20 protein-coding genes are annotated in these 21,837 nt (G+C 51.6%); 12 read left to right on the top strand and 8 right to left on the bottom strand.

Going from position 1 to position 21,837, the window contains the following annotated elements; all coding sequences use genetic code 11:
* Both pgaC and CXF87_RS05255 read left to right on the top strand, forming a co-directional pair.
* Positions 1 to 1,004 (top strand): poly-beta-1,6-N-acetyl-D-glucosamine synthase (pgaC, locus tag CXF87_RS05260; RefSeq protein ID WP_101145764.1); only part of this gene is annotated, 1,004 nt, incomplete at its 5' end.
* On the top strand, positions 994 to 1,404 hold the full coding sequence (locus tag CXF87_RS05255; RefSeq protein ID WP_101145763.1) for a hypothetical protein: 411 nt from the start codon (positions 994 to 996) through the stop codon (positions 1,402 to 1,404). The genes pgaC and CXF87_RS05255, both read left to right, overlap by 11 nt.
* A 72-nt stretch (positions 1,405 to 1,476) precedes the next feature.
* On the opposite strand, the gene CXF87_RS05250 is transcribed toward CXF87_RS05255, so the two are convergent.
* Positions 1,477 to 2,160 (bottom strand): NAD(P)H-binding protein, encoded by a 684-nt coding sequence (locus CXF87_RS05250; RefSeq protein ID WP_101145762.1) that lies wholly within the window; start codon positions 2,158 to 2,160, stop codon positions 1,477 to 1,479.
* A gap of 82 nt (positions 2,161 to 2,242) precedes the next feature.
* Between CXF87_RS05250 and rlmF the strand changes: the two genes are divergently transcribed.
* Positions 2,243 to 3,181: a 23S rRNA (adenine(1618)-N(6))-methyltransferase RlmF gene (gene rlmF / locus CXF87_RS05245; protein WP_198556011.1), complete on the top strand. Its 939-nt coding sequence runs from the start codon at positions 2,243 to 2,245 to the stop codon at positions 3,179 to 3,181.
* A 163-nt stretch (positions 3,182 to 3,344) separates the two neighbouring features.
* Here the strand turns inward: rlmF and CXF87_RS05240 are convergent, their stop codons facing one another.
* On the bottom strand, positions 3,345 to 4,958 hold the full coding sequence (locus CXF87_RS05240; protein ID WP_232774673.1) for an endo-1,4-beta-xylanase: 1,614 nt from the start codon (positions 4,956 to 4,958) through the stop codon (positions 3,345 to 3,347).
* A 377-nt stretch (positions 4,959 to 5,335) separates the two neighbouring features.
* Here CXF87_RS05240 and CXF87_RS21895 point away from each other — a divergent pair, with 377 nt between their 5' ends.
* Positions 5,336 to 5,482 carry an RlmF-related methyltransferase gene (locus tag CXF87_RS21895; protein WP_232774672.1) on the top strand — a complete coding sequence of 49 codons (147 nt, stop codon included), beginning with the start codon at positions 5,336 to 5,338 and terminating at the stop codon, positions 5,480 to 5,482.
* Positions 5,483 to 5,674: 192 nt separating this feature from the next.
* On the top strand, positions 5,675 to 5,806 hold the full coding sequence (locus tag CXF87_RS21890; RefSeq protein ID WP_232774684.1) for an RlmF-related methyltransferase: 132 nt from the start codon (positions 5,675 to 5,677) through the stop codon (positions 5,804 to 5,806).
* Positions 5,807 to 6,248: 442 nt separating this feature from the next.
* Here CXF87_RS21890 and CXF87_RS05230 read toward each other — a convergent pair whose 3' ends face one another.
* The gene (locus CXF87_RS05230) at positions 6,249 to 6,959 is read right to left on the bottom strand and encodes a hypothetical protein (protein WP_198556010.1); all 711 of its coding nucleotides are present in this window, start codon (positions 6,957 to 6,959) and stop codon (positions 6,249 to 6,251) included.
* Between the two features lie 1,013 nt (positions 6,960 to 7,972).
* Complete coding sequence (locus CXF87_RS05220; protein WP_101145758.1) at positions 7,973 to 8,614, bottom strand: hypothetical protein; 642 nt, start codon at positions 8,612 to 8,614, stop codon at positions 7,973 to 7,975.
* A 682-nt stretch (positions 8,615 to 9,296) separates the two neighbouring features.
* On the opposite strand from CXF87_RS05220, the gene CXF87_RS05215 reads away from it, so the two are divergent.
* Complete coding sequence (locus tag CXF87_RS05215; protein WP_101145757.1) at positions 9,297 to 10,610, top strand: hypothetical protein; 1,314 nt, start codon at positions 9,297 to 9,299, stop codon at positions 10,608 to 10,610.
* A gap of 4 nt (positions 10,611 to 10,614) precedes the next feature.
* On the opposite strand, the gene CXF87_RS05210 is transcribed toward CXF87_RS05215, so the two are convergent.
* On the bottom strand, positions 10,615 to 11,136 hold the full coding sequence (locus tag CXF87_RS05210; protein ID WP_101145756.1) for a zinc ribbon-containing protein: 522 nt from the start codon (positions 11,134 to 11,136) through the stop codon (positions 10,615 to 10,617).
* A gap of 161 nt (positions 11,137 to 11,297) precedes the next feature.
* Between CXF87_RS05210 and leuS the strand changes: the two genes are divergently transcribed.
* The 6 genes from leuS (at position 11,298) to CXF87_RS05180 (ending at position 18,420) form a co-directional block, all read left to right on the top strand.
* A complete protein-coding gene (leuS, locus tag CXF87_RS05205; protein WP_101145755.1) occupies positions 11,298 to 13,907 on the top strand; it encodes a leucine--tRNA ligase in 2,610 nt (869 codons plus the stop codon).
* Entirely contained in the window at positions 13,904 to 14,398 is a 495-nt protein-coding gene (locus tag CXF87_RS05200) for a twin-arginine translocation signal domain-containing protein (protein WP_008956582.1), read from the top strand. The genes leuS and CXF87_RS05200 overlap by 4 nt, the downstream gene beginning before the upstream one ends.
* A complete protein-coding gene (gene holA, locus CXF87_RS05195) occupies positions 14,395 to 15,462 on the top strand; it encodes a DNA polymerase III subunit delta (RefSeq protein WP_101145754.1) in 1,068 nt (355 codons plus the stop codon). Before CXF87_RS05200 ends, holA begins: the two co-directional genes overlap by 4 nt.
* A gap of 85 nt (positions 15,463 to 15,547) precedes the next feature.
* Complete coding sequence (locus tag CXF87_RS05190; RefSeq protein WP_008956584.1) at positions 15,548 to 15,952, top strand: PA2779 family protein; 405 nt, start codon at positions 15,548 to 15,550, stop codon at positions 15,950 to 15,952.
* Positions 15,953 to 16,037: 85 nt separating this feature from the next.
* On the top strand, positions 16,038 to 16,931 hold the full coding sequence (locus CXF87_RS05185; RefSeq protein WP_232774652.1) for a PA2778 family cysteine peptidase: 894 nt from the start codon (positions 16,038 to 16,040) through the stop codon (positions 16,929 to 16,931).
* Between the two features lie 289 nt (positions 16,932 to 17,220).
* Positions 17,221 to 18,420, top strand: coding sequence for a GGDEF domain-containing protein (locus CXF87_RS05180; RefSeq protein ID WP_101145752.1), 1,200 nt, complete (start codon positions 17,221 to 17,223; stop codon positions 18,418 to 18,420).
* 38 nt (positions 18,421 to 18,458) lie between these two features.
* Here the strand turns inward: CXF87_RS05180 and sthA are convergent, their stop codons facing one another.
* From sthA to nqrF, 3 genes are all read right to left on the bottom strand, one after another.
* Entirely contained in the window at positions 18,459 to 19,850 is a 1,392-nt protein-coding gene (gene sthA / locus CXF87_RS05175) for a Si-specific NAD(P)(+) transhydrogenase (protein ID WP_008956587.1), read from the bottom strand.
* 177 nt (positions 19,851 to 20,027) lie between these two features.
* Positions 20,028 to 20,282, bottom strand: coding sequence for a (Na+)-NQR maturation NqrM (gene nqrM / locus CXF87_RS05170; RefSeq protein WP_008956588.1), 255 nt, complete (start codon positions 20,280 to 20,282; stop codon positions 20,028 to 20,030).
* 266 nt (positions 20,283 to 20,548) lie between these two features.
* Complete coding sequence (nqrF, locus tag CXF87_RS05165) at positions 20,549 to 21,781, bottom strand: NADH:ubiquinone reductase (Na(+)-transporting) subunit F (RefSeq protein ID WP_008956589.1); 1,233 nt, start codon at positions 21,779 to 21,781, stop codon at positions 20,549 to 20,551.
* Positions 21,782 to 21,837: the final 56 nt, after the last annotated feature.

The following is a 21,837-nucleotide window of genomic DNA, read 5'->3' as shown; positions in this document are numbered from 1 at the left end:
TTGCCGTTAACGATGGCAGCAAAGATGACACTGCCAGTCGGCTTGACGCCTTGGTGCTTCAATACCCCGCCTTAAAAGTGCTGCATCAAGCCAACCAAGGCAAGGCCAGCGCCATGAACAACGGTTTGAGCCACGCCACCGGCGATATCATCGTGGGCATCGATGGCGATGCGATACTCGACTACGATGCGATTGGCTATATGGTCAGTCACTTTCTCAGTAGTCCAAAGGTCAGTGGGGTTACCGGCAACCCACGGGTCAGAACCCGCTCGACCGCCATTGGCAAGATCCAGACCGGCGAGTTCTCCGCCATCATCGGCCTGATCAAACGCGCACAGCGCATCTATGGAATGGTGTTCACCATCTCAGGGGTCATCTGTGCGTTCCGTCGCAAGGCGCTCGAAGAAGTCGGTGGCTGGAATACCGACATGATCACCGAAGACATCGATGTCAGCTGGCGCTTACAGCTGGCAGGCGGCCAAGTTCGCTATGAACCCAGGGCCATGTGCTGGGTACTGATGCCGGAAACGCTACGCGGGCTTTTCAAGCAGCGGCTGCGTTGGGCGCAAGGTGGCGGCGAAGTGTTCCTGCGCTACTTCTCGCAAACCATTCGTTGGAAAAACCGCCGCTTCTGGCTGCTGATGCTGGAGTACATCGTCAGCGTGGTGTGGTGTTACTCGGTGATCACTTTGCTTTTTGCTTGGCTGGTTTCTCAGTTCTTTGTGCCCATGTCGTGGCCTATCACCGCTACGCTGCTTTCCTATTTTGGCAGCATCCTCATCGCTATCAGCTTCATCCAGTTCACCGTCAGCTTCTATATCGACAGTCGCTACGACAAAGAGATATTCCGCTGCGTTTACTGGAGTATCTGGTACCCGTTCGCCTATTGGATTCTCAATATGGCGACAGTTGTAATTGCCTTCCCGAAAGCTATGCTGCGCCAAAAAGGAAGGCTCGCCACATGGACTAGTCCTGACCGAGGGGAGCAATTCAATGAACAATAAACTGGTGCCCGTCATCATCGACAACCCTTGCCAAAAAGGCTGGGGCTATCGGACACGCGATATCTTAATCACACTCGCCACCCTCGTGCTGTGGATGTTGGTAATAACCAGGATGTATATGTTCTTCATCGTGGAAGAAGCAATTCTGGAACAGCTCTACTCCTCGGTCATGATCAAGGTGGTATTAATCGGCTTTGTCGTCACCTTCCTAACTTTTCACTTCTGGGCGGTTTATAACCGATACCTCTACACCAGCTACCTAAAACGCCAGCTGCGCCACTTCCAGCAGCCAACGCTGACAATAGAGAACGACACTGATAACGATATGGATAACGAAATCGAAAGCTACCAAATGCGCGAACAAGAAAAAGTCGGCATAACCAACCAAGCAACCAGCTAAGACCGCCAGCTTCCATTCAGGCCGCCTATGGCCTGAATGGAACGTACTTCCTTCTTCGCGTGGACAGGCGACTCAATCTTCCCGCTCATGCATCTCCGCATTTGTTAGTACAAAAGATGGGGGCTTAGCACCTGCATCAAAAGCCGCCTCAATCATCGCCGCCGCAACGCGTGTAGTTGAAATAGGCCGCACTGCTTTAGGCAAAAGCGAGGCGGTTGGAGTAAGCAACATACTTCCCAGCTTTTCAGCAAAACGACCATCGTCGGGCCGCCCTAACAGCAAGGAAGGTCGCGCAAAAAATACGCTTGGCAACGCTAGCGCCTGAATATCGCGCTCCACTTCTCCTTTAACGCGATTATAAAAAACCGCAGAACTAACGTTAGCGCCCTGCGCGGTGACCACTCCTAACCTGCTAACGTCCGCTGCCTTACAGGCACGGGCAAACGACAGCACCAAACCATGATCAATACGGCGAAATGCCTCTTCACTGCCTGCCTGCTTTTTTGTTGTTCCTAAAGCGACAAAGGCGACTGAGCCTGACGGCATCAAAGCCGCTGCTTGCTGCTCCAACTGCTCAAAATCGACAACATGCGTGTGGATTTTTGAGGTGATGGCGTTAGGAAAATCAAGCGGCAGATTTAATTCACGGCGGGTAATCAATATGACGCTGGCTACATCATCTCGTTGGCTTAACTGAATGACTAATTGCGTACCTATAGCCCCCGTCGCGCCTAGCACAATGGCAGTGTTAGACATTATCTCTCCTTTTTTAAGGTTATAATCACGGACCAAGCAAAACCCACGCGACTATTTAACTCAACGCCTCGGGCCTATGACTGTGAACACCCCCAATGGAAGTGAAAAAAGCCGCGCTAGGCCTGTTCGCAAAGGCCTGCACCCGAAGAATCTACACAACCAAGGCTATGACTTCCCTGCTCTCGTAAAAAGCCACCCAGCACTAGCCCCTCATGTGAAACTGAACGCTTATGGCCAACTTTCCATCGATTTCGCAGACCCATTGGCCGTCAAAACGCTCAACGCCGCATTATTAAACCGCTACTACAATATCGTCGATTGGGATATTCCTGAGGGTGCGCTTTGCCCTCCCATCCCAGGCAGAGCCGATTATATCCATCACATGGCGGACTTAATTGGGCTTGGACTTGAAAAGCCCAGCATCAAGCTGCTCGATATAGGGACGGGAGCCAATGGCATCTACCCGCTACTGGCCTGTCAAATTTACGGCTGGCAGTGTGTGGGTAGTGACATTAACGCTCAGTCGCTTGAGAACGTCGCCACCATTATCGCCAACAACCCCACGCTTAAGGATCGCTTCACGCTGCGCACGCAGAACGATAAAAACCACATTTTTGAAGGGATCATTCAATCTGGGGAGTTCTTTGACGTCAGTGTATGCAACCCACCCTTCCATGCCTCACTCAATGAAGCACTTAAAGGTAACCAGCTTAAACGCAATAACCTTGCGCGTAGTCGCGGTGAACAAAAAGCAAAAACCCAATCGCCTACGCTGAATTTTGGCGGGATGGGAGCAGAGCTCTGGTGTAAAGGCGGCGAACAGCTGTTTCTTAAAAAGCTAATAAGAGAAAGCCAAGTGTACTCAACTCAATGCCGCTGGTTTAGCAGTTTGGTTTCAAAAGCCGACAATATTAAGCCCGCAAAGAAGTTGATTAGTAAGCTCGGTGCCGTTGATAGTCGGGAAATAGAGATGAAGCAGGGAAATAAGGTGACGAGGATATTGGCCTGGACATTCATGTGAGCCGTTCTTGAGAAGCCGCATGATGATGCGAAACCTGCCGTGACATTACTCGAACACATATTTTCCGCCATGCTTATCCTGACCCGTTTAGCCAGGACGATAAGCATGGTCTTCCGCGTTGTGCTGCTCCTATCTGATGCAGATATTCAAAAGATCATTCCTGTCAAAGGGAGGTAAGAGAACTTGCCATCTCGTCCAATTTATTGGAAAGCGCTTGGTAGGACAGCTTGGGTCGATACTGGGCATCGTAAATCAGCCCGTTACCATGGTTGTAATAGTCGTACCATTCATTAAGTGACGACCAGCGATCGGTGAAGCCCCACATGGTAAACGAGTGCGCCCCCTCTTCTATGCACGCTTCCAAGTACTGGGCATACCAATCGGCTACGGCCTTTGGGGTATCGGCATAGTTCTGATACTGGTTAATGTCCAGCTCCGACACCCGTACCTCGATGCCCAGCGACTTGAAGCGGGCAATGGCCGACTTCAAGTGTTCCTTGGTCACAGACGAAGTATTGCGTGGCCAGGTCGCCTGGTAATCAGCGTTCACGTCTTCGTGCATCTGCAAGCCAATGCCATGAATGGGCACGCCGGCGGTTTGCAACTCGACCACCAGGTTAAACAGGAAGTCCTGTTTGTCACCCGCCTCTTCACACCCCCACTCGTTAATGAACAGCAGCACGTCCGGATCCACTTCATGGGCTTTACGTAATGCCCGTTCAATGTAGCCACGTCCTAATGCCTGGTACCAGACGGAGTCACGAAGCTGGTCTGTCCAGTCCAGAAACGGCTCGTTGATCAAATCGAACGACACCATGCGGCCCTTATAGCGACCGAACAATGTCTCGATATGCTCGTCGAGGATCTCCCCTACTTCACTAGCGGTGATGGTTCCATTGAGCCAGCCATCCCAAAGCCACTGCGGGGTCGCTTCGTTCCACGCCACCGTGTGGCCATGCACCTCCATACCATTACGTTCGGCGTAGTCGATCAGCTTATCCGACTCATAGAAGTCGTAGACCCCACGGGCAGGCTGGATGAACTGAAACTTCATGCAGTTCTCAGGAGTGAGCTGGTTAAACTCATTGCCCAGAATCGTGCGGTACTGCTCATCGAACACCATCGGGTAGGTGGCCACCGCGGTACCGATGCGGAACTTACCGGCCTTGTCACGCAAGGTGCCCGCTGTCTTAGGCACACTAGGCACTGGCGTCTCTTCCACGGTACCAGTCGTGGTGATCTCGGTGACAAGGAACGTTGCCCCCACGTTCGCTTCATCCAGGCTTAGATAAACCACCCCATCGGCAAACAGACACATATCCGATTGACGAGTAACTTCCACACCGTTGGTCAGGAACACAAGCTCGGTCCCCTCACGCTTGAAGGTGTAAATCACATTGGTGCCGACACTGGCAGCAGCATTTCCCGACTCGGTATTGTCAGGGTGATACATTGTCCAGTAACACCAGTCACCATTGACGATCTGGACCTTGAAGGTGCTCTGCGCGTAGTACCACTCATCCTGCACCATCGGGATAACCCCGTGGAACAGGAAGTAGGTGGAGTTGGCGGCAGTCAGCGTAGCGGTGATATTGATCTCAAAGTCACCGGAGACCTGAAAGCGCATTGCCAGGTTGAGCGACGGGTTATGCACCGGTGCATCTGTACTTTCAGGCAACGGCGACAGCTTACGGTCGAGGCCTTCAAACAGCACGCCATTGGATTGCACAGTGGCGCCAGAAAAACCTTCCCACAAATGTAATGGAGCATTGGGCACGGGAATGCCTCCAAAGAAATGTACCAGTGCGCTTTTCCACGCATCGGTTGTTAGTTTTTGAGGAACAAGGTCGCCACCTGCATTACGTTATTCCGCATTTATAAGATCCATTACAATGCCTCGTAAGTATTAAAGTGGGAACCAGACATCATAAGTACCTATAAAAAAGTAATCCGCTATTCGCTGCCGTAACTCGGGTTCAGTTCTGACGAATACGGCGAGAGCTAGACAATATGCACTATCCGCAGAGCCGACTATATCCATGAAATGGCTGATTTGCTGGGACATGAAAAGCCCAGCATCAAGCTGCTCAATACAGGAACGGGGCTAATGGCATTTACCCGCTACTGGCCTGCCAAATTTACGGCTGGCAGTGTGTGGGTAGTGACATTAACGGTCAGTCGTTTGAGAACGTCGCCACGATTTTCTCCCACAACCCCACGCTCAAAGATCGCTTAACGCTGCTCACGCAGCACGATAAAAACCACATTTTTGAAGGGATCATTCAAGGAGGAGTTCTTTGACGTCCGCGTATGCAACCCACCCTCCCATGCCTAGCTCGATGAAGCACTTAAAGGCAGCCAGCGTAAACTAATAACCTTGCGCGTAATCGCGGCGAGCAAAAAGCAAAAACTCAATCGCCTACGCTGAATTTTGGCGGGCTGGGAGCAGAGCTTTTGGTGTAGGGGGGCGAACAGTGGCTTCTTAAAAATCTAATAAGAGAAAGCCAAGTATATTCAACTCAATGCCGCTGGTTTAGCAGCCTGGTTTCAAAAGCCGATAATGTTAAGCCTACCAAGAAGCTGATTCTTAAGTTCGGTGCAGTGGATAGTCGGAAAAAGAGATGAAACAGGGAAATAAGATGACGAGGATACTGGCCTGGACATTCATGTGATCCGTTCTCAAGGTAGCGCATGATGATGCGAAACCTGCCGTGACATTACTCCTATATAAGTACATCGTTTGGGGTGGGAAAAACGACAAGTCGAACATGTGCTCGATCAGACATTGCACTGCGTTTTCAGGGATCCCTGACTGAAGCTTATATTGACACAATGAGATTTTGATCGTGGTTATACAGCTTGAAGCGCGACATGCTGGTCACTCTTCGTCTGCTTTCTCGATATTACTAAAACTTAAGCATCAGCGGGGTTTATTTAGGGTCTAAACACCCAGCGATAGCCTGCAATTCGAGGTGGACGGAGCGGAAGCTAAATTACAGGACGGGCTAGGTTGACAAGCCCATCGTGTTTTTGGTTTTTTATCAACGCATATTCCATCGAAAAGTCTTTATTCGCTATATACTCTAGTGTTTTTATTTGACATTTGTAAAAAAACCATCAGCTTCAATGCGATATCTGAATATTTGTACTTATGAACTCCAAGGGAAAGCTGCGCTGGAGCGAGCACGCCGAGGCTTACTAGTCCATTAGCTACGAGCGCATTAGAATCACTTGGAAGCAGCAAAAGGCCATTTTCTTCCGCTATTCTTTTTCTGAGTTTTTCGAGCTCTTCCAACTTTTTGTCTGACTTATCCTTGGCATCATGCCAAGAAAATATATTTATAGTTGCATAACTAAAATTTTCAATGAGAAATTTTATTTCTTCTCCAGATATGTCTCGGATTATTCGTGATAGCAATATAGATTCGTACGAACTGTACTCACCATAGTCGACAGCTGCATTTACAATCTGTTGCAGATAGGCAATCTTCTCCCGTTCGACGGTCTCATTTAATGCCAGTACGCACTCACAAATAATTTTGAATTGCTCATCGTTCAGCTTTTCAAGCGCACCTTCGTGTCGAGACAGCTTGTCGGCAATTTCTCGTTGCGCTTGCTCCGTTCTCTCGCGGTGTCGCCTCGCTGCCGGGATGTTCGCAAGGAGTGATATGAGGCTACCGGCGCTTCCCCCAACAATGCCTCCAACGGGTCCCCCGATGAGGGCTCCAACAAGTCCTCCAGCTGCTCCGCCAGACAGCGAGCCGGTGGCTGACAACACTGATGTCCTCCTATCAGCCATACTCGCTCTATTGTCTTTATCCGATTTTTTGATCACTTTGTTCTTTTTCAACTCCTTGGTCTAGGTCGCCGAGAAGTGCCTAGGAAAATCCAACGCCTTGCAACACCGGACAATTTGTAGTGAAGCGGAAAATTGGTCCGAGTGCTTACGCTTGTTGGGCGAGGTTTATGAACTACAACTCCCATGCTACCTCACATGCCAAGTACTCACTGATCACAATTCTGATCCTCACTTCATCACCATAATCCGCCGCGTGGTAGCGGTATCTACCCTCTTGGACTTCCACCCAGTCATTAAGCAACAATTCATGCGTAAACGATTCGCCAGTCGAGGACTGGAGCGTAAGCTGCGTGACCTGCAGCCTTTGCATCCCGCGAGATCCAATCTCACCGTATGTCTGGACAACCTGGCTAGCTTCGTAGGAGTCGCGCCCCTCATCTGTTAGGGACTCCAACGGTGCATACCAGATTTCACTTGGAATACCTGAACAAGGCTGGCTGAGCTCGAACGCAGCGTGTCCTTTAGCTAGCTTTGCAAGAACACGTTCAACTCGGTCCCGCTCCGGCGCAAAGTGAGTTCGTCTATTCTGCTGATATCTCACTGCCTCAAGTCTCGCGCGCAGAGCCGCGGAGTGTCGGAGAGTTTTTGCTACCCTTTCTCGTCTAATGCCATCTGGATCAGTGGTTCCAGCGATTACGCATTCGATGAGGCAGGCTAGGTATTCTTCATCTAAGGAGAATCCATTGTTGCAGTTCCGGCATGCACCGATCACCGGAAGGTAGCTGGGTAAGGGTGGGTCCAAAAACACTCGCGAAGGAATGTGCTCCCGAGTATCTTCTTGGCCACCGCAATATATGCAACCAATTATGAGTCGATCATCAGCATAGTTATTCAGTTGGTCCACGTACTACCCTCCCGGCACCCATTCGCCCAACGACAGCCATCAGCCCCGCGAGGTACGAGCGTCGGCTGCATGGCCTTGTTGGGCGAACTCAACTCTGCCATTGATCTTCACGCCTCAACTTTTTCGCATGAATAAAGTAGTCCAGATCCTGAATCCACTCATCAACTTCTTCATTTTTCTTGAGCGCATGATCACTAATAAACTTCTCTAGACTGCTTTTGTCCCAATTATCAATATTCTGGTTATCTATACCCTCTAAGACGTCAATCTTAGTTTCATTTTCTGATTTTAGGCATTGCAACACGGACTTAATATGATCAACTTTCACCCGTTGGATAATTGTCGAGCAGGCGTCATTAATTTCACCATCTGACGCTCCGAGATCGCGAAGTACAGATGATATTTTTTCTACACGGTCGAGCTTATGTTGCAAGGGAATGTACTGTAGCATGCGGCCAGATATGGCTAACTCATCTACTATTGGGGCTGAAAGCGATAACGCCAGATCTTTAAGTTCCTCCAAGGCCGCATATGTTTTCTCCACAGCAGACTTAAGCTCAGCCTCAAAGCCTCCTCCTTTAAAGCGCGAAAACTTGTCCAAATTAGCAAAGGCAAGTGCTAACGCGATCGCTGTTATTGCTAAGCCCATCTCTGTGGGCATTTTGAACGCGCCGAACCCCGTAGGGATTACTACCAGAGCGGCTATAAGGCTTAAATTAATTTTACTCATTCAGGCTGTACACCCCCGGCCCGACAGATATTAAATGGCGCGTCCTGTGATTGGATGAACGCACCAGCATGTTTACTTAGCACTTGTAGCCTACCTTTTCGATTATAACCACATGATTTTAAAATAAATTAATATTGCTTAGGCTCTATTTTCAGAATTCGTATGCTTTGCCAAGCACAATGATGCTGTTTGCATATCCACCATCAGGAAATAGATACCAAATGGATATGTAAAGCAGGCCCCCGAAACTCATAGATCGTGTGAAAGCTGTTATCCGGTTAAAGCGCCATAGCCCGTACTGAAAAAACAAATTGCTGCTGAATACGTTACTTCATTCGTCTGAATGAAGCATCGTTTCCCACCTCTCGAAGCAAAACCACACTACCGCTATGGCACACTTGGGCTACGTTAAAACGCTCCAATTGCGACCGTGCTTGTCTCATTAACCATACCTTATTCATAAATTCGGCTTAGGTCACGTGTCGGTGCAAAAAGTGTTGCCTCTCGGAACCAAAAAGCTCGTTGATTGCATTGAACTGGCATCGTTGGGCGATGCATACGCGGGCGCCTCGCTTGGCTCGTTATCACACGCGAAGAAAAGCATCTGCCCTATCTCCTAGCTTACCGCTAGCCTTCCGCTAAAAATCCGATTAGCCTGCTAATTCACTATTAAGGGTTTGGCATGCAAGAGACGAATTCTCGGCAGCGCTTGGCGGGCGTGCTGATTCTGCTTGGTTTGATCGCGCAAATTATTGGGTTTACTGGCTGGCTGAGCACTGCGCATGCGGTGAGCTATTTGCTGTGGGCGGCGATTGTGTTGCTGTGGCGGGATATTCCTAAGCGCTCGCGGATTCAGGCGGGCGTTTTGATTGCGCTGGGCGCTGGCATGCTGCTGGTGGCGCGGTTTGTGTATGGTGCGGATGTCGATTGGCCCGCGATGTTGCAGGGCAACTCGTTCGTGGCGGCGATGCTGGTGGGCGTTAGCTTTATCTCTCTGATTGGTAAGCAAGGAACTAAAGGTGCGTCGGGTAAACGTGTGACTGGTGCTAGCGGCGTGATGAGTACCTGGCTGGGGGTTCACTTCCTGGGTACGATTTTGAATCTCTCGACCGTGTTTATGGTCGGCGATAAGCTCGCTCGGCGGGGGCCGTTGACCACACCACAGCTGTTGGCGCTGAACCGTGGACTTTCTAGCGCGGCGCTATGGTCGCCGTTTTTTGCTTCCATGGGCGTGGTGATCGCGCTGGTGCCGGAGGTTGAGTATGCGCAAATCGCCGTGGTGGGTTTTCCCATGGCGATGCTGTCGGGGCTGTTAACCACGCTGGAACTACGCCGACGGTTTGATCTTAGCGAGGTGGATGGCTACTCACTGGCGCCGCGCAGTCTAATGATGCCAGTCGGTATGGCCGCGATGGTAATGCTGTTTCACTTTGTGCTCACCCCTACCCTCACCATTGTCAGCATTATCACCTTTCTACTGCCTAGCGTTGCCGTGCTGAGCAACTTGCACCATGGGCCACGCTTTACCCTACGGCGAATTCGTCAACACACCACGACGCGCTTACCCGCCATGCGTGGGGAAATTTCGTTATTTTTAGCCGCAGGGCTTTTGACGATTGGCCTTTCGACGCTGGTCACGGCTGCCGCAGGCAGCGACTGGACGCTGTTCACTCGCTTTGGCACAACCCAGGCGATGATTAGTTTTGCGGCCATTACGCTGAGCGCGTTAGCAGGCCTACACCCGATTATTGGCGTGTCGGTGTTGGCGTCGATACTTAATCTGCAAAACGGGGAGCAAACGCTATTTGCGTTTGTGGCATTAAGCTCATGGGCGGTGGGCACCAGCGTCGGGCCGCTTTCCGGCATTAATCTTTCATTGCAGGGGCGCTACGGGGTAAGCGGTTATCGCATGATGAAGAATAACCTGCTGTATGCGGCGGTAATGAGCCTGCTTTCGCTGGGGGCGATCGCAGGCGTCAGTTTACTGGTGATTTAGTGAATCAGGTCTCAATGATCTTGCTGGGAAAGCGGTAGAAGTAGCGATGGCCGCACTCATGGCAAGGTTCCAGGCGTGCAACGGTGGGTAGCATTACCTGTGCATCGCAGTGGGTGCAGGCCATTAAACCGGGCGCGGCCATTTCGCCTTCGCAGTAGTCGGCGCGGGCGGCTTCTAGGTCTTCTTCAAAGCGTTCGCGTTCCACCACGCTACGGTCGGCAATCGAAAGCAGCGATTCCGCCACGCGACGGGAGAGCCCGTCAATATCGATGCCTAGCCAGCTGGCTACTTGCTTGCCGGTATCCGCCATGAAGTAGCGCATATCTTTAAGGTCGCGCTCTACCCAGGCGCGCAGCAGCGCTAGCTCGTCTTTGGTGTACTCTTCAAGCTCCGATTCAAACTCAACCGCGTCGTCCAGATCCTTCTGTAAATTTTCCCAGGTGAGCTCATTTGCGCCCCCCTGCATCCGCTCCAACAATCTTTCGTAACCTTCGCGTAGGCGGTTGTCATTCTGTTGTTCACTCATGGTGCCTCTCCTTTTGTCGACGCATGCGGTTTCCTATCATCGGCTTACCGTTCAAGGATACACCTGCATAGGATACAATCGACCTCACTTATCTGACAGATGTCATCTCACATTCACTTTGCGCCCCTTTTGGGCGAATACGCCAAGGCATTAATAAACCGATGGACGCACACTACAGCCCTCGTGATATCGAACGCGACGCCCAGCAGTACTGGGACAAACATCAGTGCTTCAAAGCCGTAGAGGACGCGAACCGCGAGAAGTACTACTGCCTCTCCATGTTCCCCTACCCCAGCGGCAAGCTGCACATGGGCCATGTGCGTAACTATACTATCGGCGACGTTGTCTCGCGTTACCAGCGTATGCAGGGCAAAAATGTCATGCAGCCCATGGGCTGGGATGCCTTCGGTATGCCCGCAGAAAATGCGGCGATACAGAACCAGGTGCCGCCCGCCAAGTGGACGTATCAAAACATCGACTACATGCGCAATCAGTTGAAGGCACTGGGCTTTGCCTACGACTGGAGCCGCGAATTCGCCACCTGCGATACCAGCTACTACCGCTGGGAGCAGTGGTTCTTCACCAAGCTGGTCGAAAAAGGCCTGGTGTATAAGAAGATGTCGACGGTCAACTGGGACCCGGTGGATCAAACCGTTCTCGCCAATGAGCAGGTTATCGATGGCCGCGGCTGGCGTTCTGGCGCATTGGTTGAGCGCAAAGAGATCCCGCTTTGGTTCTTGAAGATTACCGACTACGCCGATGAACTGCTGGCCGATTTGGATAAGGTTGAGTGGCCGGAGCAGGTCAAAACCATGCAGCGCAATTGGATTGGTAAATCCCGTGGCGTTGAGCTCAGCTTTGATATCAAGACCGCTGAAGGCTCCGATATCAAGGCGAAAGACGGCAGCACCTGCGATCCGTTAGCGGTGTACACCACGCGCCCGGATACGCTGCTAGGCGTGACCTATGTGGCGGTTGCGGCAGGCCACCCGCTGGCCAAGCAGGCGGCTGAGCAGAACAGTGAGCTGGCAGCCTTCTGCGATGAGTGCGCCAAAGGCGGCACCTCAGAAGCTGAAATGGCCACCAAAGAGAAAAAAGGCATGCTCACCGGCCATAGGGCGGTTCACCCGCTCACGGGCGATGAAGTGCCGGTTTATGTGGCTAATTTCGTGTTGATGGAATTTGGCACCGGCGCGGTGATGGCGGTGCCCGGCCACGACCAGCGTGACTGGGAGTTTGCCACCAAGTATGGCATTGCGATCAAACCAGTTATCGCCGACGAAAGCGGCCAACCCGCCGATGTTTCTGAAGCCGCCTACGCCGAATACGGCACGGTAGTGAATTCAGGTGAGTTTGATGGGCTCGGTTTTGAACAGGCCTTTGATGCCATTGCTGCCAAATTGGCCGAGCTTGGCCGTGGTGAAGTCAAAACCAACTACCGCCTGCGCGATTGGGGCGTTGCCCGTCAACGCTACTGGGGCGCGCCGATTCCGGTCAAATACGGCCCGGAGGGTCAAACCGTACCGCTGACCGATGACGAACTGCCGGTGTCCCTGCCGATGGAAGTCACCGTCGATGCTTCGGGCTCGCCGCTGAAGAAAATGCCCGCGTTCTCTGACCTGGGCGATGGCTGGACCCGTGAAACCGACACCTTCGACACCTTCATGGAGTCGTCCTGGTACTACGCGCGCTTCTGCTGTGCCGATAACACCGAGGCGATGCTGGACGAGCGCGCCAACTATTGGCTGCCGGTCGATCTCTATATTGGTGGTATCGAGCACGCCATTCTCCACCTGCTGTATGCCCGTTTCTTCCACAAGCTGATGCGTGACTTTGGCTTGGTGGATTCCGACGAACCCTTCCAGCAGCTGCTGACCCAGGGCATGGTCATCGCGGAAACCTTCTACCGCCCTACCGATAACGGCGGCAAGCAGTGGTTTAACCCCGCTGATGTGGAAGTGAAACGCGATGAGAAGGGTCGCCCGCTCAGCGCTATTTTGATGAGCGACGGCGAGCCGGTAGAGATGGGTGGCATCGAGAAGATGTCCAAATCGAAAAACAACGGCGTTGATCCGCAGTCGATGATCGACAAGTTCGGCGCCGATACCGTGCGCCTGTTTATGATGTTTGCCGCACCGCCCGAGCAGTCGTTGGAGTGGTCGGATTCCGGCGTAGAGGGTGCTCACCGTTTCTTGAAGCGCCTATGGCGTCAGGTCAATGAGCATTTGGCGGCTGGTACGCCTGGGCCGCTCAACATTGACGCGCTCAATGATGACCAGAAGGCACTGCGGCGTAAAACCCATGAGACCATCAAGAAGGCCAGCGACGACATTGGCCGCCGCACCACCTTCAATACGGCGATCGCAGCGGTCATGGAGCTCTCCAACGCGATCGGCAAGTTCGACGACACCTCTGAACTTGGTCTCGCGGTTAGCCGTGAAGCGTTGGAAGCCGGTGTGTTGCTGCTCTCGCCGATTACCCCGCACCTGTGCCACAGCTTGTGGGAAGCACTCGGCCATACAGGCCCGGCCATTGAAGCGACTTGGCCTGCCGTGGATGAAACGGCCCTGACCCGCGATAGCATTGAGCTGGTGGTGCAAGTCAACGGTAAACTGCGCGCCCGTCTTGAGGTGCCCGCAAGCGCCGATAAGGCATCTATCGAAAAACTCGCCATGGAACACGAAAACGTACAGCGCTATCTTGAAGGTAACACCGTGCGTAAAGTGATCGTGGTGCCCGGCAAATTGGTCAACATCGTGGTGAGCGGATGAACCGACGCACATTTTTAACCGCCAGCATCGCCGCCTCAGCGGCGGTGCTGCTCAGCGCCTGCGGGTTTCAGCTACGGGGTACTGAATCACTGCCCACGCTGCCTCCCCTTTCCCTAGAGGGCGACACCAACAGTGCCGTTGCCCAACAGGTCGCTGCGCGCCTTCAACAGTTAGGCACTCAGGTAACGGCTGATGCCCCATGGCGGGTCACCCTGGGTACGCCTGCGTTAATTGAGCGGCGATTGGGTGGTGATGGCCGCGCAAGTCGTGAACATGAGCTGACACTGAGCACTTCGCTTTCGGTACAAGAGCGGGCATCCAATGCCTATCACCTCAATAACGCGACCCTGACGACGAGCACGCGTATTCGCGTTAGCGACGATGATCTCCTTAACCGTGAAACGCTGATGATGGAAGCCGAGCAAACGCTTGCTCGACAATTGTCTCAGCAAATCATCGAACGCCTTGCTTACATTGAGGGCATGCAGTGAAGGTATTTGCTGATCAGCTACCCGCTGCGTTAGCAAAAAAGCTGCCCCGCGTGGTTATCGTGGCGGGGGATGAGCCCTTACAACATCGCGATGCCTGCGATGCTGTAAGGAAAGCAGCTCGCCAAGCAGGCGTTGAAGAGCGTGAAGTACTCGATGTAGAGCCCAACTTTGCTTGGGGTCGGTTGATGGAGATGTCCAGCAACCTCTCATTGTTTGCGACCAGCAAGCTCATGGAATTGCGTTTGGGCAATCACAAGCTAGGGCAAGAAGGCAGTAAAGCACTAGCGCAGTATGCCGAAACACTGGATAACAGCGATGATATCTTGCTTATCAGTATGGGCAAATTAGACGCCAAGCAGCAGAAAAGTGCATGGTTCAAAACGCTGGATAAGCAAGGGTTATTCGTACCGGTCTGGCCTGTCGATGTTTCCCGGTTGGGTTACTGGCTGAGGGATCGCGCTTCACTCCACGGCTTACAAATTGACCTTGATGCAGCTCGCCTGCTGGGTGAGCGCACAGAGGGTAACCTACTGGCCGCCGACCAGGAGCTGCAGAAACTAGCGCTGATTCACCCGCAGGGCACGCGCTTGAATGTGGAAAGCATTGCCCAAGGCGTTGAAGACAGCACACGCTTCGATGTTTTCAATTTGGCCGATGCCTGCCTAAAAGGCGAACCTAGCCGCGCATCGCGTATCGTCAATGGATTGCGTAGTGAAGGGGTCGAGGCCCCCATCGTGCTTTGGTCACTGACCCGGGAGCTGCGCACTCTCCTCTCGCTGCATCAGCATCTGGATCAAGGGCAAAGCTTTGAACATGCCTGCAAAAGCCAAAAGCCGATGATTTTTGATAAGCGACGTCCGGCCTATCAAAAAGCGATTGGCCGCCTGCCAATGAAGCGCCTGCATAAATTGCTGTTAATGGCACAGCGGCTCGATTTAGCCGTTAAAGGCGCTGCAACAATACCGCTGTGGCCAGGCCTAAATGATTTGGCAATGACCATGGCCGGTGGTCGTGGGCTGCTTTCTGAATCCGCCTGGACCTATCGCATTAGTGCAAATAATTAGTACTTTGCACATTAGACTTAAAAATTGAACCAATTGTTTCTATACTCACTCCACACCCCCCGACTAGTCTATAAGGAAGAAGACGATGAAAACATTGCGTGCATACCTCTCCACCCTCCTGATTGCGGCGCTTGTTATTACCAGCCTACCCGTTGCAGCAGCTCCCACTGCGCCTCAATCCATTGATTTAGTCTCTACCCAATCTGTTTTGTCAGCTGATCGTGCTGGCGCTGACCGTGAGCGTATTAACGAGGTCCTGGCCCGCGCCGATGTGCAGGATCAACTGCTAAAACAGGGTGTTGACCTGAACGAAGTAGATGCCCGCGTTGCTGCCTTAAGCGATTCTGAAGCAAAGCAAATGGCTGACCAGCTCGAGATGATGCCTGCCGGTGCCGGTGGTGGCGTTATCGGTGCCCTCTTTGCCGTCTTTATCATTCTGTTGATTACCGATATTCTCGGCCTGACCGACGTTTATCCGTTTACGCGTTGATAGGCAGCTCATGACCCCTAAGTCTTTGAATAGCGTGTTTTTGAATAACACGTTTTCTAACGCCCGCTTCGCGGGCGTTTTTATTATGTTGCTACTGCTGAGCGGCTGCGCACGAAACCCGGTACTGCTACAAAGTACCTATCAAGCGCTTCCGCCCCATGCAGAAATCACCAGCGTACCGTTTTACGCCCAAACGGAGTTTCAGTGCGGCCCTGCCACGCTGGCGATGGTTCTCAACCATCAGGATGTCGAAACAGACGTTGAGCAACTGATCCCCCAGGTGTTCTTGCCTGAACGCGACGGCAGCGTACAGCCAGAAATGCTGGCGACTGTGCGACGCTATGATCAACTCGCTTATCCCATTCGAGGCACCATGGATGCGCTGTTAGGCCATCTGGCAGCAGGCGATCCGGTGGTGGTGATGCAAAACTTATCACTCCCTATCTACCCGATGTGGCACTACGCGGTGGCCATTGGCTACGACCTGCCTAGTGAAACGCTTATTCTGCGCAGTGGCGAAATTGAACGCCATACGATGTCGTTTAGCCGTTTCGACGCCACCTGGGCGCGCACTGAACGCTGGGGATTTGTCGTTGCCGAGCCCGGCACGCTACCTGCGGGTATCACCGCCCGTAATGCCCTTGAAGCCATCAGTGCCTACGAAGAAACGAACGGCCCCCAGGCTGCATTATCAAGCTGGCAAGCATTTATCGAGCACCACCCTACCAATGCTATCGGACAATTTGCGCTAGGCAACGCGCTGTACGCTGACCAACAACCAGAGAAAGCTCGCAACGCCTTTGAACGAGCAACGAAGCTTGATGAAAAAATGGGCGCTGCCTGGCTAAATCTAGGCCTTTTACTGCTTCAGCAAGAAGAACCCGTCGCTGCTCGAAAAGCGTTGGAACAGGCCGCCTCGCTGACAGGTAGCTGGCAGGAAAAAGCCCGCTTAGCCATAGAAAGCATGAATACACAATAAATATCAAAGACCTATAAAATTTACTAATAATAACGAGCACAAGTATGATCCTGCGATTAGTAAAGTTGTTGGATAGCATACCTTGCGAGTGAGTGCTTAAGTTACATAAGGATAAGCCTTCAAGTTGTTCATTGGACTACCTAACCATTGACGGGAGAGGTGCCATGCAGAACTGTCCTTTGAAACGTAAGTGCTCTGTTAATGGTTGTGTATATTTACTATACGAGCTGGCTCGTTTGCGACATTTTGCAAAGAGAGACGTCATCACTAACAGCTCGTTGATTGCGTCATGACGATTCTTCATCATTTGCGCCAGCCTCGCGGATGTTTGGCATTCCTTTTCGCCGTCATCTTCTGCACCTTGTCGGCAATCATGGGCAGCTATGTATACAACACTTGTCAAAAAGCCAGTGCCAACTACACCAAACTGGTGAGTGATATTATGCTGGCCCAGCAAGCGACACCTCAATTACGAGAAGCGTTGGAAGAAGGAAATAGTCGTCAGCCTAACAACGAACATATTGAATACATTGATCACTTCATTTCAACTTCCAAGCAGCATTTAAATAGCATACAGAGCAACATTGAGCAAAATCGCTTTCTCACTTCTAACGTTAACTACCTTATTAATCATTTTAGCGAGCTTGATAATCGTCTTTCTGACCTGAACCAGCAGGCCCGTGAAGTCCATCAGCATCCAGAGCTAATTGAACCGTTGCAGCGTGGTGCAATGAATGTTGGCGGCTCCCTGGCATGGCTTTATGACCAACTATTGGAAGAAGTCTACACAATATCCTCGCAACAAAGCTTGGTGATGCAGCGGCTCTCAATTGCTATCAATGTGCTACTGGTAGTCATAATCGGCGCGGCAATTACGCTTTGCATGGCGGTTATCCATCTACACCGACAACGCAACGTAATGCATCAGTTAATGCTCACCGATGAATTAACTGGGCTGTATAACCGGCGCCATTTGGTCAATGTAGCCTTCGCAGTGCTGACTCAAGCGCAGCGTGATAAAACGCCGCTTAGCCTGCTGTTGTTAGATCTAGATCACTTCAAGCAAATAAACGACACCTATGGGCATCCTACTGGCGATGAGGTGCTACGCCAGGTCAGCAAAAAACTGCGTCAACTAAGTCGCCCCTCCGATACATTAGCGAGAATTGGTGGCGAAGAATTTTGTTTGTTAATGCCCAACACATCCACCCATGATGCACTACAGGTGGCGGATCGGCTGCGCCGAGAAATTGAAGTTAGCGAGCTGGGTGACCTAAGTTTACATGCCAACCCGACCATTAGCATTGGCGTAACGACGGGTTATGACGGCTCACTTACGTTTGAGCAGCTGTATTCATTTGCTGATAAAGCGCTCTACCAAGCCAAGTCGCTGGGTCGTAACCGTGTTGAAAGCTTGTTACCACCCATCGCCAAGGCTTCAGAAAACGCTGAAAAAGCAAAAAACTACAGCCATTCTCTCATCAGCTAACAGCGTATTACCAAACTAGAAAGAAATGAAAGCTGAGGTTAAAAAACACGATTCAAGCCATTTTGAGCGGCCACCCGATACGCTTCTGCCATGGTGGGATAATTGAAAGTAGTGTTAACGAAATACTTTAGCGTATTGGCGTCGCCCTTCTGTTGCATGATCGCTTGGCCGATATGCAGAATCTCAGACGCCTGATCGCCAAAACAGTGAATCCCGAGTATTTCCAGGGTGTCCTGGTGGAAAAGTATTTTAAGCATCCCCACGGTATCACCGGTAATCTGTGCTCGGGCAGTATCTTTGAAAAAGGCTTTGCCTACTTCGTAGGGCACTTTTGCTTCGGTTAACTCACGCTCATTCGGGCCAAACGAGCTAATTTCGGGGATGGTATAAATCCCGGTGGGAACATCACTGACAAAGCGATACTCTTTATCGAGCAGCTCGTTGCATGAATTAAGGCCTTGATCGTAGGCGGCACTCGCCAAACTTGGCCAACCGATAACATCGCCTGCTGCATAAATATGGGGCACCTCGGTGCGGTAGTGCTCATCAACACTGAGCTGGCCCCGCCCATTGGCATTCAAGCCAATGTTTTCAAGCCCAAGGCTATCGGTATTACCCGTACGACCGTTGGCCCATAAAAACGCATCCGCGCGGATTTTCTTGCCTGACTTGAGGCGCACGACGACGCCTGATTCATCGCCCTCAACACTCTCATACTCTTCATTATGGCGAACCAACACACCGTGCTTACGCAAGTGATAGGAGAGCGCATCGCTGATTTCATCGTCCAGGAATGACAGTAGGCTGTCACGGTTATTGATTAAATCAACCTTGACGCCTAACCCAGAAAAGATTGACGCGTACTCACAACCGATTACCCCTGCCCCGAAAATCACTAGGGTACGTGGCGTATGCGAAAGGCTCAAAATGGTATCGGAGCAGTAAATGCGCGGATGCCGAAAGTTAATGTCCGCCGGGCGATAGGGACGTGAACCGGTAGCAATGACGATTTTTTTGGCCACCAGCTCTTCCATGCCTTCTTGGCGGTCATGAACTATCAACGTATGTTCATCTTTAAAGCGGGCAACACCGTGGAAGAGGTCAATCCGGTTACGCGCATAAAATGTCGTGCGCATCTCTACCTGCTTGTCGATGGTGCCACGTGAACGCTCCATCACTTTCGGAAAGGAGAACCAGCGCGGCTCACCGATATCGCGGAACATGCGGTTTGTGTTGAACGCCATGATCTGCTTGACCTGATGGCGCAACGCTTTGGAGGGAATGGTGCCCCAGTGAGTACAGTTACCGCCTACTTGAGCCTGCTTTTCAATAATCGCTACCCGTTTGCCATGCTTGGCAGCGTTAATGGCAGCGCTTTCACCCGCAGGCCCTGTACCGATTACCACGACATCGTAATTGTGAACCGCCATACTCTCTGCGTCTCCTTCCTATTCGGGTTAACCCATTCTCGTCAAACTATCGCCGACAAACGATCCAAGGCTGATAGTCCCAGGCAAACAGTCCAAGACAAACAGGCACTTGTGGCATAAACGTTAAGAAGGCGCAGTTCACATGAACATGCGCCTCTTCGTTATCTATATGGCTTATTAACGACGGGTGGCGTCATAGCCTAGGTCAGCGCCGCGACTTTCGTCACTACGGCGCCGCTCGCTGCCACGCTTGCGGTTCTCTTCTTCGCACACTTCGTCTTTACCGCCACAAATATCACAGCCGTCTTTCATGCCTATTTGATTCAAACCACCGCATGAACCTGCAATAGGTTTACGACCCATGATGACACCCACGGCCATGACACCCATAATCAGTGCCATAAAGCCGAATACCAGTAACCAAATCGCCATATTAACCTCCCAGCATGTCACTGCTTAGCTTTCTATTATTGACCTAACCGGCCATCACCTCTATCTACAGCATTCAGGCCGATTAGTGCCTCACAATCTTTGTTTGTTAAGCCTATTGTACCTCAGTGGGCTGTTGTTATCAGCGCGGCGCACTTCTCATTAACAATACCTATCAGTAACACAAACGGGGCTGACCAAAAGGCCAGCCCCGTTCATTGTTACCGCAGTAATCTCGCTTCATAACCCATTGCGATTATGAAGATTGATTAGCCACCGAAATCATCCAATAGGATATTTTCTGGTTCAACGCCCATATCAAGCAGTAGCTTAATTACCGAGGCGTTCATCATCGGCGGACCACACATGTAGTACTCGCAATCTTCAGGTGCCGGATGGTTCTTCAGATAGTTTTCGTACAGTACGTTATGGATAAAGCCTGTCGGCCCTTCCCAGTTATCTTCCGGCTGTGGATCAGAAAGCGCCAAGTGCCACTCGAAGTTCGGGAACTCTTCGGCTAACTGGTCATACTCTTCGTTATAGAAGGTCTCACGCCAAGAGCGTGCACCGTACCAGAAGGTAATCTTGCGATCAGACTTCAAGCGCTTCAACTGATCAAAGATATGACTACGCATTGGCGCCATACCCGCACCACCACCGATAAAGATCATTTCGGCGTCAGTATCGCGAGCAAAGAACTCACCAAACGGCCCCATTACGGTCACCTTGTCGCCTTCTTTAAGATTGAAGACGTAGGTCGACATCAGGCCGGGCGGATGATTAGTGCCAGGAGGCGGCGTCGCAATACGGATGTTGAACTTGAGGATACCCTTCTCATCTGGGTAGTTCGCCATGGAGTAGGCGCGAATCACTTCCTCGTTGTTCTTATGGGAAATTTTGAACATATCAAATTTTTCCCAATCACCCCGGTACTCCTCTTCAATATCAAAATCAGAGAATTTGACATCATAAGGGGGAGCAACGAGCTGAACGTAGCCACCAGCGCGGAAGGCAACTTCTTCGCCTTCAGGCAGTTTCAGATTCAGCTCTTTGATAAAGGTGGCAACGTTGGGATTGGCAATAACTTCACATTCCCACTTCTTCACCCCAAACACTTCTTCAGGCACTTCGACTTTCATGTCCTGCTTCACAGGTACCTGACAAGAGAGGCGCCAGCCTTCTTTCTTCTCACGCATAGTGAAGTGCGACTCTTCCGTGGGCAGAATAGAGCCACCGCCCTCTTCTACACGGCACTTACACTGGGCACAAGAACCACCGCCACCACAGGCGGAAGAGAGAAAAATACCGTTAGCAGCAAGTGTATTAAGCAGCTTGCCACCAGCCTGGGTTTTCAAAGTGTGTTCGGGGTCGCCATTGACCTCAATGGTCACGTCCCCGCTACTCACAAGCTTGCTGCGCGCTGCCAGAATGATCGCCGTTAAGCTAATAACGATGACCGTGAACATGACAACACCGAGCAAGATGACTGTTGTATCAACCATGTCGGTTTCCTATTGCTGGAGGTTTCTATTACCCAGCGGTGTCTGACACCGCTGGG

It is taken from the genome of Halomonas sp. MES3-P3E (assembly GCF_002836035.1).
In the GTDB taxonomy this organism is placed as follows: domain Bacteria; phylum Pseudomonadota; class Gammaproteobacteria; order Pseudomonadales; family Halomonadaceae; genus Vreelandella; species Vreelandella arctica.
This window is presented reverse-complemented; position numbering and strand designations above follow the sequence as displayed.